This is a genomic window from Roseovarius sp. MS2 (assembly GCF_051447875.1).
Taxonomy (GTDB): Bacteria; Pseudomonadota; Alphaproteobacteria; order Rhodobacterales; family Rhodobacteraceae; genus Roseovarius; species Roseovarius mucosus_A.
This window is the reverse complement of sequence record NZ_JBKHVF010000001.1, coordinates 4,060,452-4,072,964: the sequence shown is the minus strand read 5'-3', so window position 1 is coordinate 4,072,964 and position 12,513 is coordinate 4,060,452. Positions and strand designations below refer to the sequence as shown.

Genomic DNA, 12,513 nt, shown 5'->3' with positions numbered 1-12,513 from the left:
CGGCACGCGCCGGTGCGACTTGCTGCATTGCGGCGGAAATGGCTTGGCATTCGAGCCTGCGTCGGTTAAATCCGCGACCTAATCGCATGGATTTCGGGTGCAATCCCCGGATGGCTCTTCCGGCCGCCTATCCGCCGGATCATCTAAAGCTCTCAAGCGCGTCGTCGGGCCGGTTATGGCTGGCCGGATCAGGGACGGATTTTACATGATTTCAATAGATGCCTATCGGGCACAATGGTTTGGCAATATCCGGGGCGATTTGCTGTCTGGTCTGGTGGTGGCGCTGGCGCTGATCCCCGAAGCGATTGCCTTTTCGATCATCGCAGGCGTGGACCCCAAAGTTGGGCTTTATGCGAGTTTCTCGATTGCGGTGATCACGGCGATCACGGGTGGGCGGCCTGGTATGATTTCGGCGGCCACGGCGGCGACGGCGGTGCTGATGGTGACGTTGGTGCGCGATCACGGGCTGGAATATCTGCTGGCGGCAACGGTTCTGGCGGGGCTTATCCAGATCGGAATGGGGGTGCTGCGGCTGGGGTTCGTGATGCGCTATGTGTCGAAATCGGTGATGACCGGCTTCGTCAATGCGCTGGCCATTCTGATCTTTATGGCGCAATTGCCGGAACTTGACCCAAGGTCGGTGACGTGGATCACCTATGTTCTGGTGGCGGCGGGGCTGGGGATTATCTATCTTTTCCCGCTTGTAACCAAGGCGGTGCCGTCGCCGCTGGTGACGATCATCGTGTTGACGGCGCTGACCCTGACCCTTGGCCTTGATGTGCGCACGGTGGGGGATATGGGCGCGCTGCCCGATACGCTGCCGGTGTTCTTGATCCCGGACATCCCGCTTAGCCTTGAGACCCTGATGATCATCCTGCCTTATTCAGTGGCGGTGGCGGTTGTGGGCCTGCTGGAAAGCCTGATGACGCAAAACATCGTCGATGATCTGACCGATACGAAATCCAACCGCAGCCAAGAGATGGTGGGGCAGGGCATTGCCAATACCGCCACCGGCTTTATCGGTGGGATGGCGGGATGCGCGATGATCGGCCAATCCATCATCAACGTCAAATCTGGTGGGCGTGGGCGGCTGTCGAGCTTTGTCGCGGGGCTGTTTCTGCTGATCCTTGTGGTGGGCTTGGGTGATCTTGTCAGTCTCATTCCGATGCCGGCCTTGGTCGCAATCATGATCATGGTATCGGTGGGCACGTTTTCGTGGTCGTCGATCAAGAACTTGCGCGAGCATCCGCGCTCGTCCTCGGTGGTGATGATCGCCACCGTTGTGACGGTGGTCTATACCCATAACCTCGCGATTGGCGTGCTGGTGGGGGCGCTCTTGTCGGGCATCTTCTTTGCGGCCAAGATTGCGCAACTGTTCCGTGTGACCTCTGAGATTTCCAAGGATGGGCGCGAACGGATCTACCGGGTCGAGGGGCAGTTATTCTATGGCTCGGTTGAGGATTTCATGAATGCATTTGATTTCCGTGAGGCGTTGGAGAGGGTCGTGATTGATGTGAGCGCGGCACATATCTGGGATATTTCGTCGGTTCAGGCGCTGGATATGGCGGTGCTGAAATTCCGTCGGGATGGGGCCGAGGTGGAAATCCGGGGTATGAATACGGCCTCTGAGACCCTCGTGGACAGGCTGGCCGAGCATGACAAGCCGGGGGCCATCGACAAGCTGATGGCACATTGAGGAAGGATAGAGACATGGCAGACAAGATCATCGCTTTGGTGGATGGCTCGATGTATTCAGCCTCGGTCTGTGACCATGCGGCCTGGATTGCACAGCGCACGGGGGCGCCGGTGGAGGTGTTGCATGTGCTTGGGCGACGCGAGGGGGCCGAGACCTCTGACCTCTCGGGGTCGATCCGTCTGGGTGCGCGCACGGCCCTGTTAGAGGAGTTGGCGGCGCTGGATTCGCAGCGGGCCAAGTTGGTGGCCCACCGGGGGCGGGCCATTTTGGAGGATGCGCGCGCCCTGCTGGAGGCGGCGGGCGTGACGGAGATCACCACGCGGCTGCGTCATGGCGATATTGTCGAGACTGTCGCCGAGGTCGAACATGAGGCGCGCGTCATCCTGATCGGCAAGCGGGGCGAGGCGGCGGATTTCGCCAAGGGGCATCTGGGATCGAACCTAGAGCGGATCGTGCGCGCCTGTCACAAGCCGGTGTTTGTCGCGGCGCGTGCGTTTCGACCCATCGAGAAGGTGTTGCTGGCCTATGATGGTGGCACCTCTGCGATGAAAGCGGTGGATCACATCGCGCGCAGCCCGCTTTTTGTCGGGTTGAGGGTACATGTGGTGACGGTGGGCACGGCCACGCCTGAGGCCAAGAAGGGGCTGGAGGATGCCCGCGCGCTGTTGGCGGCGGCGGGCATTCAGGCGGAGACCGATGTTGTGACCGGTCAGCCGGAGAGCGCGCTTGGCAAGCTGGTGGACGAGGCCGGTTTCGATATGGTGGTGATGGGTGCCTATGGCCACAGTCGCATCCGCAGCCTGATCATCGGCTCGACCACGACCGAGATGGTTCGGTCGTGCAAGGTGCCGGTTGTGTTGCTGCGGTAAGGCATCGGGGGCCGAGGCAGGCGTAACTGCTTAGCTCGATGCCCCTATTCCGTTATCGTCCCACGATCTCGAAATGCGCCTCGGTCGGCACGCAGGCGGCCCCGTTGATCGGCAGGATGTCCTGTGGGCAGGCTGACATGGCCACGACGCAATCCATCACCGCGCGCAGCACCACGTGATCACCCGGCTTGCTGAGCGGTGTGCCCCAAGAGGTGTGCCCCGCTGCATCGACGGGGATGTTCATCCAGAGATTCAGAGGACTGGGGGTTTCGGGGCTGCTGAGGCCCAGTTGGCGCAGGGCGGCGTGCAGGTTGTCGGTGCAATTGTCGTGATAGTCGGTGCAGCCCAATAGGCCGTAGCGGTAATCATCGCAGGCGGCAATCAAGGTATCGTGGCGGCCCGGAGAGCTGTCTTCTTCGAACATCAGGATCGGACGGCGGCGGTTCGTTACAAGCGCATCGCCCGCTGTCGGAAAGATGCGGCCAAGGGTGGGGCGAATATGCTCCATCGACATGAATTCGCCCATGTCATCGGCGCTGAAGGCCCAGGTATCCACCACTTGCGCGCCATGGGTGTTGATGATGCGAATGGCCTCTCCGGCGTTCAGGCGCGTGGCCTTGCCGCGGCGGGCGGGAATGGTGTTGAGGGGTGGGGGCATGCCTGCGCCTTTCGTTTGAACCTGGCGCAGGCTAGCAGCTTGCGGTTCGATGCCAAGACCAAATCGCGCGGCGTTTTTGCGATCGTGCATAGCGCTTGTGGGGGATAATGGTAGCGGAGGAGGGACTCGAACCCCCGACACGCGGATTATGATTCCGCTGCTCTAACCAACTGAGCTACTCCGCCAAACCGTGCGGCTAGGTAAGACAGCCCGCGCCAAGCGTCAAGGGCGAAAATGCCGGGATTGGCGCACTTGTAGAGGGGCGGTCTTTGTTTCATGATCCTTGCCATGACAGGTAGTAACCCCGCAATTCTGAACGAGATCACCGCGATTGTTGGCCCGGCGTATGTGGCAACCGGCGCAGAGGCCGCGCGGTGGTCGCAGGATTGGCCGGGGCTGACCCAGTGGAGCCCTCTGGCGGTGGTGCGGCCTGCCACGACGGGCGAGGTTGCGGCAGTGGTACGGCTGGCCAATGCGCGGCGCGTGCCGATTGTACCGGTGTCTGGCAATACCAACCTTGTCAAAGGAACGGTGGCAGACAGCGCGCTGATGCTGTCGTTGGACCGGATGTCGGCCATCCGCGAGATCCGTGCAGAGGCGCGCGTGGCGGTGGTGGAGGCCGGGGTGATCCTTGCGACGTTGCACGCGGCGGCGGCAGAGCAAGACCTGATTTTTCCGCTGAGTTTCGGGGCGCGCGGATCGGCGATGGTGGGCGGCGTGCTCTCGACCAATGCGGGCGGCTCGAATGTGCTGCGCTATGGCACTACACGCGATTTGTGTTTGGGACTGGAAGTGGTCACGCCCACTGGCGATGTGATGAATTTGATGAGTGCGCTCCACAAGAACAATTCGGGCTATGACCTGCGCCATCTGATGATCGGGGCCGAAGGCACGCTTGGAATTATCACGGCGGCGGTGCTGAAACTTTTTCCGCGCCCCAAGGCCTATGCGACGGCAATGGTGGCGGTGCCATCGGTTGGGGTGGCGTTGCGGCTGCTCAATCGGTTGCAAGATGAGACAGGCGGTGCGGTGGAGGCGTTTGAATATATGCCGCGGTCGTTTTTGGCGGCGCTGTTGCAGCGGTTTCCACAGATGCGACCGCCATTTGAAAAAGCCCATGATGTCAATGTCTTGGTCGAGTTAGGTGCGCGGGCGCCGCGGGATGTGACACCGGATGCCGCAGGGGCTGTGCCAATTTGCGCGCATCTCGAGGCGGTTCTGGCGGGGTTTTACGACGAAGGGCTGATTCTCGACGCGGTCGTAGCGCAGAGCGAGGCGCAGCGGGCGGAAATCTGGGCCCGGCGCGAGGCCTCGGCGCAGATCTTGCGGGTGCGCAAACCGGTGGTCGAGAATGACATCGCTGTTGCAACGGACCGGATGGAAGAGTTGATCGCGCGCATTGAGAGTGTGAGCAAAGCCCTTGATCCCAATATAGAAAACACTGGCGTGGCGCATCTGGGGGATGGCAATCTGCACTATGTCGGCTGGCCCTCGCGGGAGGATCCGGCGCTCTGCCGGGCGGTGCAAGAGGCGGTGGAGCGCGAAGTGATCGCCCTTGGCGGCAGTTTCTCGGCGGAACATGGCATTGGCCTGTCGAAACTGCCCGCAATGGCGGAGCACAAAGACCCCGCCGCCCTTGCGATGATGCGCGCAATCAAGGCGGCGGTGGATCCAAACGGGATTATGAATCCCGGAAAGCTAATTCCAGATCAATAGGTTAGGTGCGCCAATCAAAAAATCCCGGACCAGCCTGCGCAAGCAATTTCGCGGCCATGGCGCGGCCAAGTTCGGCCCCATCCTCGATCGGGGCGGATTGATCGTCTGTCAGGCTCTCGCTGCCATCGGGGCGCAGGATTTCGCCGCGCAGGCGCAGGGTGGTGCCGTTGAGTTCTGCCAGACCGGCAATCGGCGTCTCGCAAGAACCATCAAGGGCAGCAAGAAAAGCCCGTTCAGAAACAAGGCGTTGGCCGGTTTCTTTGTGGTGAATGGCGGCCAACATTTCGGCGGCGCGGGTATCATCGGCGCGGCGTTCGATGCCGATGGCTCCCTGGGCCACAGCGGGCAACATCACGTCGGCGTCGATGGCGCAGGTGGCGACCTCGGAGCGGCCAAGACGGTTGAGCCCCGCCATGGCAAGGAAGGTGCAGGCAGCCACACCATCCTCTAATTTCTTCAATCTTGTCTGCACGTTACCGCGAAATTCGACGACCTCGAGATGCGGGTAGGCGACCAAAACTTGGGCTTTGCGCCGCAAGGACGAGGTACCGACGAGGGAGCCTGCAGGCAAATCGGCCAAAGAGGCCACGGTGGGCGACACAAATGCATCGCGCACGTCCTCTCGGGGAAGGTAGGTGTCGAGCAAGAGGCCTTCGGGTTGCAGGACGGGCATGTCCTTCATCGAGTGGACGGCGATGTCGATGTCGCCGGTCAGCATCGCCTGTTCAATCTCTCGGGTGAACAGCCCTTTGCCGCCGATCTCCTTCAAGGGGCGGTCGATGATCTGATCGCCCGTTGTTTTTATAACAACGATTTCAAAGGCTTCTTCCGGCAGGTCAAAGGCTGCGCCAAGACGCGCGCGCGTCTCGAAGGCCTGCGCAAGCGCCAAGGGCGATCCGCGGGTGCCGATCTTGAGCGGGTGGGACGGGGTGGGCAAATCACGTGTCATGGCGCAGGTTTAGACGTGACAAAGCGACGTGGCAAGCGCCTGACGCTTGACATCTGGAAGTGTCAAGGCGACCACAGGCAAAACGGAGGATAAGATGCCCGCGCAAAAGACCATTCTGAGAGCCCTCGCAGGGGAAACCCTGCCCACACCACCGATTTGGATGATGCGGCAGGCGGGACGCTATTTGCCGGAATATCGGGCGACACGGGAAGAGGCGGGCGATTTCCTTTCCTTGTGTTATAACAGTGACTTGGCGACCGAAGTTACATTGCAGCCGATCCGCAGATACGGGTTTGATGCAGCGATTCTGTTTGCTGATATTCTGCTTTTGCCACAGGCGCTTGGGGCGGATTTGTGGTTCGTGACGGGGGAAGGGCCGCGGCTCTCGACGATTACGGATCGGGCGGGATTGGAAAAACTGAAGCCCGTGGAGGAAATTCACGAAACATTAAATCCTGTGTATCAGACTGTGCGCAACCTTGCCGGGGCCTTGCCGAAGGAAACGACGCTGATCGGATTCGCGGGCGCGCCGTGGACGGTGGCGACCTATATGATCGCCGGGCGCGGCACCCCGGATCAGGGGCCTGCCCATGCGCTGAAGGCTGAAAACAAAGAGGTTTTTGAAGGGATCATCGAGCGGTTGACCGAAGGCACGATTGAATATCTCTCGGCCCAGATCGAGGCTGGGGCTGAGGTGATCAAGCTCTTTGATAGTTGGGCCGGGTCGCTGAAAGGTGATGATTTCGAAAACTATGCGGTCGCACCGGCCAAGCGGATCATCTCCGAGTTGAAAGCGCGGCATCCGGGGATTCCGATCATCGCCTTCCCACGGGAAGCGGGCGATAACTATCGGGGACTCCACGCGAAAACCGGGGCCGATTGTGTTGCGGTGGATGATTCGGTGAGCGCCCAATGGGCGGCGGAGAATGTGCAAAAAGACGGCTGCGTTCAGGGGAATCTCAAGTCTTCCCATATGGTTACGGGGGGGGAGGCGCTGGTGCGTGAGACCCGTGCCATTGTCGATGCTTTTGCCAAGGGGCCGCATATTTTCAACCTTGGTCATGGCATCACGCCCGATGCGAACCCCGACAATGTGCAGCTGATGATCGACACGGTGCGGGGCGGCTGACCTTACAAAACGTAAGGTTTGCACGGCGATTTTGTAAGCTCGCGGGCGGCGCGCCGGTTTTTTCCGGCGCGCGAACCTGATGTTAACCTTTGCCCGGCAGGGTGGGTGCATGAGGCCGCAGAGGAGCACGCCATGCCGATAACCCACCGACCACCCGGTTCCCGCACCAAATGCGACCATCGGCGATGTCGCCGCTGAGCGCGCCAAGGCGGGGGACCGGTCACAGTCTGAGGATCGGAGGACCTGCCGATGAACAGACATTACCGCGATACCCGCAAGATCGATCCAAGCCGTGGCCTGACGCTGGGCGATGGCACGCCCAATGACGCCGACCGGGTGGAGATTGGCCCCACACAGCTGGCATACGGCGAGTGGGCGGCGGCGGGGCTGGAACTGCCGGACCTGCCGGCAATGCGGCAGTTTCGATGGGAGCGTCTGACGGCGGCGATTGGAGCGCGGGACTATGCGGGCCTGTTGATGTTCGATCCGCTCAATATCCGCTATGCGACCGACAGCACCAATATGCAGCTGTGGAATACGCATAACCCGTTTCGTGCCGTGCTGCTCTGTGCCGATGGCTATATGGTGATCTGGGATTATAAGAATTCGCCGTTTCTGTCGCGGTTCAATCCGCTGGTGCGCGAGGCGCGGTCGGGGGCGGATCTGTTCTATTTCGACCGGGGCGACAAGGTGGATGTGGCCGCTGATGTCTTTGCCCGCGATGTGGCGGCGCTGTTGGCGGAACATTGCCCCGGCAACCGGCGGCTGGCGGTGGATAAGGTGATGCTGCACGGGCTGCGCGCCTTGGAGGCGCAGGGGCTGACGATCATGGAAGGAGAGGAGGTCACGGAAAAGACCCGTGCCATCAAGGGACCGGATGAGATCAAGGCCATGCGCTGTGCGAGCCATGCCTGCGAGGCGGCGGTAGCGGAGATGGAGCGGTTTGCCCGCCGTGCGGTGCCGGGGGGCGGGGTCAGCGAGGATGACATCTGGGCGGTGCTGCATGCCGAGAATATCCGGCGCGGCGGTGAGTGGATCGAGACGCGCCTGTTGGCGAGTGGGCCGCGCACGAATCCGTGGTTTCAGGAATGTGGGCCGCGCATTGTGCAGAATAACGAGATCGTGGCCTTTGATACCGATCTGATAGGCAGTTACGGCATTTGTGTCGATATCAGCCGGACCTGGTGGATCGGCGATGCGCGCCCGCGCCCCGATATGGTGGCCGCCATGCAGCATGCGCATGAGCATATTCAGGCGAATATGGCGCTGCTGCGCCCCGGTGTGACGATCCCCGAATTGATCGCGGGCTGTCACCGGCTGGAGGAGAAGTATCAGGCGCAGAAATACGGCTGCATGATGCATGGCGTGGGTCTGTGCGATGAGTGGCCGCTGGTTGCCTATGCCGATAAGGCGGTGGCGGGTGCGTTCGATTACGCGCTGGAGCCGGGTATGGTGCTTTGTGTCGAGGCGTTGGTGGGCGAGGCGGGCAATGATTTCTCGATCAAGCTGGAGGATCAGGTTCTCATCACCGAGACTGGTTATGAGAACCTGACGCGCTATCCGTTCGATGCGGCATTGATGGGGGCCGCTTAACGCGGCTGTCCCGCGCCTGTCCAATGCGAGCGCATGACATTGCCGTGCCAGTCCTCGGGTATGGGGGGCTGGGCCGTGGTGTGTTCGGCTGGTGGCGCGGGGGCCAGAGCGGCGACGACCAAGGCGGCAAGCAGCAGGGTCACGATGGGGGCAAGCGCGGGGGCTTGCGGGGAGCGGGCTGGAGCTTTGGCGCTGTGGCAGAGATCTTGGGGCATGGTCCGATCCTTTTGGTTGGATGGCCCGAAGGTAATTGCGTCGCATGAATTCTTAAAACGAATTTATGAGTGATATTAAATCACGTATTGTGATGGATTTGGATAGCCCCGGTCTGTCCGGGGCCTGCGTCAAGCGCCGGGTCGTGGAGGCAGGCGCGATCGCGCCCGGCGCCTTTGGCGCGGTAGAGGGCGCGGTCGGCCCGTTGCAGGCCCGCGTCGAGCGTGTCGCCCAATAGGAGGGCCGCGACGCCGAAGCTGGCGGTTAGGGTCTGCGGGCCGGTGTGGAGAAAGACCGGGCCCTGCCGAATGCGGCGGGCCATGCGATTGGCGGCGCGCAGGGCATTGGCCGGGTTGGTCATTGGCATCAGGATCACGAATTCTTCGCCGCCCAAGCGTGCCACTAGATCGCCCGCGCGGCAATTTTCCCGCAGAAGCTGCGCAAAGTGGCGCAGGGCGAGATCGCCCGCCACATGACCGTGGCAATCATTGAAGCGTTTGAAATGGTCGATATCGGCCACGATCACGGCGCAGGGGCGCGCGGTGTCGCCCGGCACGCCGGCACGCAGGCTGGCGCGGCTTCGTACGCCGGTGAGGGAATCGTGGTGCAGCGCATGTTCGAGAGCCTGCGCGTGCCGCTGATTTGCCCGGAGACGCTGGCCCATGGCATAGGCGAGGGGGGCTGCGATCATCACGGCCGTGAGCGCGCCGGGAAGCAGGGCAAGATCCCGCAGCAGAGTGTCGACAATCAGCACGCCAAGGCAGATCAGCGCTGCGAAGCGCCGCACATCGCCCGCCGATTCGATCTGCCTGCGCATGGTCCCACCCTCCTCTGTGCATCGGAGGATCGCGCGCGCCGGTTAAGGAAGGGTTGGGGGCGGGCGGCGGAATAGGCCGGGTTTTAGGCAAATACCACAATGTCTCACCTTCGCGTGACATTGGACGTGGCGGGGTGGCGATCCGTAGTTGGGGTACATAGTCTGGCGAGGTAGCACGCAGAGGATGTGAGATGCCCACCGAACGCCTGACGTTTCCCGGCCATGCAGGCCATGATCTTGTGGCGCGGCTTGACCTGCCGGAAGGGCCACATCTGGCGACGGCGCTTTTTGCGCATTGTTTCACCTGTTCCAAGGATATCCCGGCCGCGCGGCGGATTGCGGCACGGCTGGCGGGGGCGGGAATCGCGGTGTTGCGGTTTGATTTCACGGGTCTGGGGCATTCGGGGGGCGAGTTCGAGAACACGTCTTTTACGTCGAATGTTGTGGATCTGGAGCGGGCGGCAGAGGCCTTGGCAGAGCGCGGCATGGCGGTGAATGTGCTGATCGGGCACAGTCTGGGCGGTGCGGCGGTTCTGGCCGCTGCGGGGCGGATCAAGAGCGCGCGGGCGGTTGTGACGATTGGCGCGCCCTATGATCCGGGCCATGTGACGCAGAATTTCGGGGATGCCTTGGAGCGGATCGAGGCTGAGGGTGCGGCTGGGCGGGCGCGGTATTCGCATTGGGCGCGGCTTTGTCGAGGATGTGCGGGCCGAGGTGCTTGGCCCGAAGATCACGGGACTACGCAAGGCACTGTTGGTGTTGCACGCGCCACGGGATGCGGTCGTGGGGATCGAAAATGCGTCAGAGATTTTCCGGGCGGCGAAGCATCCCAAGAGTTTTGTCACGCTGGATGGGGCGGATCATCTGATTTCCCGCGCGGGGGATGCCGAATATGCGGCGGATGTGATTGCTGCCTGGGTGCCGCGCTATCTGGATATGCGCGTGCCTGCGCCGCCGCCCGGAGCCCCCGAAGGCGTGGTGCGGGTGAGTGAAGCAGATGCAGACGGGTTCTTGCAGGATGTCAACGCAGGCCCCGCGCATCATGTGCTGGCCGATGAGCCGGTGGCCTATGGCGGCACGGATCGGGGCATGTCGCCTTATGGGTTTCTGGCGGCGGGGCTTGGGTCTTGTACCTCGATGACGATCCGGATGTATGCGCGGCGCAAGGGCTGGCCGCTGGATCATGTGAGTGTCGATGTCTGCCATGACAAGGTGCATGCGCAGGATGCGGATGCGCGGGGCGAGGCCAAGGTGGATGTCTTTACGCGGGTGATCCGGCTGGAAGGGGATCTGAGTGCGGCGCAACGCGAGAAGCTGCGCGAGATCGCGGATAAATGCCCGGTGCATCGCACGCTGGAAAAGTCATCGCGCGTTGAGACGCGGGTGGTTGAGATCGGCTGAGACGCGCGCCCGTCGGTGTGGGCGAGATGGTCTGGCCTGTCACCTGTGGCCCCGCGCCCGATAGGAACGGGGAGGGGCGACAGGCGCAGGGTCAAATCCGCAGGAACGGTTGTGCGATGCGCGGCATCAGGGCGCGGAAGCGCAGGGGCGCGTCGGTGGCGGCCAAGCAGATGCAGTCAGCGCCAATTTCGGCGACAGGGGTGTGATCGAGATCCTCATTGGCGACCTCGATGTCACCGGGGCCGAAGCGCGCGACCTGATCGCAGAACGCCCCTTGCAGCACCAGTGTCAGTTCGGTGCCGCGATGCCCGTGGTCGGGCACGGCCGCACCTGCGGGGATATAGAGCAGCCGGGCGGTTGCCGCGCGAGAGGTGGGCAGGATCGCCTGTTTCACACCCATGCCGACAGGCCGCCAGCGGACCGCAGCCAGATCGCCGCCGACGTAATCGCGTAGCGGCGCGGGAAAAATCCCTGTGCGCTGGGCTGGTGCCTCGCGCTGCGGCTTGCCGGCGCGGATGAGCGCCATTGTCGCGGCAAGACTATCCTGCGCCATCTCGGCTGTTTGCGTCTCTTCAATCATCGCGCCGCCAACGGCATCAAAGGCCGCCGCGCGCGCACGACACTCGTCGCACATCGACAGATGGGTGGCCACCGTGAGATTGAACGCCTCGGGCAGGCTGCCTGCCGAATAGGCCATCAGGAGGGCGTCGGTCAGGTGGTGGGTGATCTGATTTCTGGTCATGGCATACACTTTACTTCATTGCGTGGCGCAGTCGATCGAGCGCCAGTCTGATGCGAGATTTGATCGTTCCAAGCGGCAGGCCGGTATCGGCGGCAATCTCGGAATGGCTGAGATCGCCAAAATAAGCCTTTTCGATCAATTCCCTTTGTTTCGCGGGCAGGGCGGCAATCGCGCGCCCCAGTTGGTCGCTTTCCTGTTGCAGGGCGAGCACGTCGGCCTGATCGGGTTCTGGGTCTTGGCCCCAAGGCAAATCCTCGGGTTCGGGTCGTCTTTGCTTGCGCAGCGCATCAATTTTGCGATTGCGCGCGATGGTGAAAATCCAAGTTGCGGCAGAGGCGCGGGTCGGATCGAAGAGATGCGCCTTTTGCCAGAGGGTCGACATGACCTCTTGGGTGCATTCCTCGGCCAGCGTCGCATCTGCGCCGGAGCGCATCAGAAACGCCTTCACCCTTGGGGCGAAATGGGCAAAAAGCCGGGCAAATGCCGCCTCGTCCCCGTGATCGCGAATGGCCGCGATACAGGCCACCCAATCGGTATTCTCAGTCTCTCGTGCCGTAGTCACCTGTGCCGGTCCCGCCCGTTTGCCCGTTGTCACGCGCCTCATAGCACGGGCGACAGGCACCGGCGAGGGGGCTGGGTCACAGAGGAGGGTGGCATCATTCAACATAGACGAGTTACGCGACGCAGGTCATGGTGGATCACCGGGCGCGCGAAAAAAACGCGAAGGGCA

11 protein-coding genes, 1 tRNA gene, 1 pseudogene and 1 other annotated feature are annotated in these 12,513 nt (G+C 62.2%); of the genes and pseudogenes, 6 read left to right on the top strand and 7 right to left on the bottom strand.

What is annotated here, in order from left to right; all coding sequences use genetic code 11:
* The first annotated feature begins 85 nt into the window (after positions 1-85).
* Positions 86-144, top strand: a sequence feature (sul1 is cis-regulatory element that is thought to sense ions involved in sulfur or methionine metabolism; They are found in Alphaproteobacteria).
* Positions 145-205: 61 nt separating this feature from the next.
* Positions 206-1,696 (top strand): SulP family inorganic anion transporter, encoded by a 1,491-nt coding sequence (locus ACLGGT_RS19910; RefSeq protein WP_437197340.1) that lies wholly within the window; start codon positions 206-208, stop codon positions 1,694-1,696.
* 14 nt (positions 1,697-1,710) lie between these two features.
* Positions 1,711-2,565 (top strand): universal stress protein, encoded by an 855-nt coding sequence (locus ACLGGT_RS19905; protein ID WP_081506495.1) that lies wholly within the window; start codon positions 1,711-1,713, stop codon positions 2,563-2,565.
* Between the two features lie 52 nt (positions 2,566-2,617).
* Here ACLGGT_RS19905 and ACLGGT_RS19900 read toward each other — a convergent pair whose 3' ends face one another.
* Positions 2,618-3,223, bottom strand: coding sequence for a DUF1989 domain-containing protein (locus tag ACLGGT_RS19900; RefSeq protein ID WP_008282486.1), 606 nt, complete (start codon positions 3,221-3,223; stop codon positions 2,618-2,620).
* A gap of 108 nt (positions 3,224-3,331) precedes the next feature.
* A tRNA-Met gene (locus ACLGGT_RS19895) sits at positions 3,332-3,408 on the bottom strand.
* Positions 3,409-3,511: 103 nt separating this feature from the next.
* Between ACLGGT_RS19895 and ACLGGT_RS19890 the strand changes: the two genes are divergently transcribed.
* Positions 3,512-4,939, top strand: a complete 1,428-nt coding sequence (locus ACLGGT_RS19890; RefSeq protein ID WP_081508544.1) for an FAD-binding oxidoreductase — start codon at positions 3,512-3,514, stop codon at positions 4,937-4,939.
* Position 4,940: 1 nt separating this feature from the next.
* On the opposite strand, the gene hemC is transcribed toward ACLGGT_RS19890, so the two are convergent.
* On the bottom strand, positions 4,941-5,888 hold the full coding sequence (hemC, locus tag ACLGGT_RS19885; protein ID WP_437197339.1) for a hydroxymethylbilane synthase: 948 nt from the start codon (positions 5,886-5,888) through the stop codon (positions 4,941-4,943).
* A gap of 94 nt (positions 5,889-5,982) precedes the next feature.
* Between hemC and hemE the strand changes: the two genes are divergently transcribed.
* Both hemE and dddP read left to right on the top strand, forming a co-directional pair.
* On the top strand, positions 5,983-7,017 hold the full coding sequence (gene hemE / locus ACLGGT_RS19880) for a uroporphyrinogen decarboxylase (protein ID WP_437197338.1): 1,035 nt from the start codon (positions 5,983-5,985) through the stop codon (positions 7,015-7,017).
* Positions 7,018-7,266: 249 nt separating this feature from the next.
* Positions 7,267-8,610 (top strand): dimethylsulfonioproprionate lyase DddP, encoded by a 1,344-nt coding sequence (gene dddP / locus ACLGGT_RS19875; RefSeq protein WP_437197337.1) that lies wholly within the window; start codon positions 7,267-7,269, stop codon positions 8,608-8,610.
* Here the strand turns inward: dddP and ACLGGT_RS19870 are convergent.
* Positions 8,607-8,825, bottom strand: a complete 219-nt coding sequence (locus ACLGGT_RS19870) for a hypothetical protein (RefSeq protein WP_081506491.1) — start codon at positions 8,823-8,825, stop codon at positions 8,607-8,609. The two genes, dddP and ACLGGT_RS19870, sit on opposite strands and share 4 nt — an antisense overlap.
* Positions 8,826-8,905: 80 nt before the next feature.
* Positions 8,906-9,640, bottom strand: coding sequence for a GGDEF domain-containing protein (locus tag ACLGGT_RS19865; protein ID WP_437197336.1), 735 nt, complete (start codon positions 9,638-9,640; stop codon positions 8,906-8,908).
* A 191-nt stretch (positions 9,641-9,831) separates the two neighbouring features.
* On the opposite strand from ACLGGT_RS19865, the pseudogene ACLGGT_RS19860 reads away from it, so the two are divergent.
* Positions 9,832-11,041: pseudogene (locus ACLGGT_RS19860) on the top strand (bifunctional alpha/beta hydrolase/OsmC family protein).
* A 91-nt stretch (positions 11,042-11,132) separates the two neighbouring features.
* Here the strand turns inward: ACLGGT_RS19860 and ACLGGT_RS19855 are convergent.
* Positions 11,133-11,783, bottom strand: a complete 651-nt coding sequence (locus ACLGGT_RS19855; protein WP_151979001.1) for a ChrR family anti-sigma-E factor — start codon at positions 11,781-11,783, stop codon at positions 11,133-11,135.
* A gap of 10 nt (positions 11,784-11,793) precedes the next feature.
* Entirely contained in the window at positions 11,794-12,387 is a 594-nt protein-coding gene (locus tag ACLGGT_RS19850; protein WP_198133606.1) for a sigma-70 family RNA polymerase sigma factor, read from the bottom strand.
* Between the last annotated feature and the right edge of the window lie 126 nt (positions 12,388-12,513).

What these genes read in the sequence shown, in the direction of transcription:
- ACLGGT_RS19910 (WP_437197340.1), top strand. Translation starts at nt 206, where the DNA reads ATGATTTCAATAGATGCCTATCGGGCACAATGGTTTGGCAATATCCGG.
- ACLGGT_RS19905 (WP_081506495.1), top strand. Translation starts at nt 1,711, where the DNA reads ATGGCAGACAAGATCATCGCTTTGGTGGATGGCTCGATGTATTCAGCC.
- ACLGGT_RS19900 (WP_008282486.1), bottom strand. Translation starts at nt 3,223, where the DNA reads ATGCCCCCACCCCTCAACACCATTCCCGCCCGCCGCGGCAAGGCCACG.
- ACLGGT_RS19890 (WP_081508544.1), top strand. Translation starts at nt 3,512, where the DNA reads ATGACAGGTAGTAACCCCGCAATTCTGAACGAGATCACCGCGATTGTT.
- hemC (WP_437197339.1), bottom strand. Translation starts at nt 5,888, where the DNA reads ATGACACGTGATTTGCCCACCCCGTCCCACCCGCTCAAGATCGGCACC.
- hemE (WP_437197338.1), top strand. Translation starts at nt 5,983, where the DNA reads ATGCCCGCGCAAAAGACCATTCTGAGAGCCCTCGCAGGGGAAACCCTG.
- dddP (WP_437197337.1), top strand. Translation starts at nt 7,267, where the DNA reads ATGAACAGACATTACCGCGATACCCGCAAGATCGATCCAAGCCGTGGC.
- ACLGGT_RS19870 (WP_081506491.1), bottom strand. Translation starts at nt 8,825, where the DNA reads ATGCCCCAAGATCTCTGCCACAGCGCCAAAGCTCCAGCCCGCTCCCCG.
- ACLGGT_RS19865 (WP_437197336.1), bottom strand. Translation starts at nt 9,640, where the DNA reads ATGCGCAGGCAGATCGAATCGGCGGGCGATGTGCGGCGCTTCGCAGCG.
- ACLGGT_RS19855 (WP_151979001.1), bottom strand. Translation starts at nt 11,783, where the DNA reads ATGACCAGAAATCAGATCACCCACCACCTGACCGACGCCCTCCTGATG.
- ACLGGT_RS19850 (WP_198133606.1), bottom strand. Translation starts at nt 12,387, where the DNA reads ATGAGGCGCGTGACAACGGGCAAACGGGCGGGACCGGCACAGGTGACT.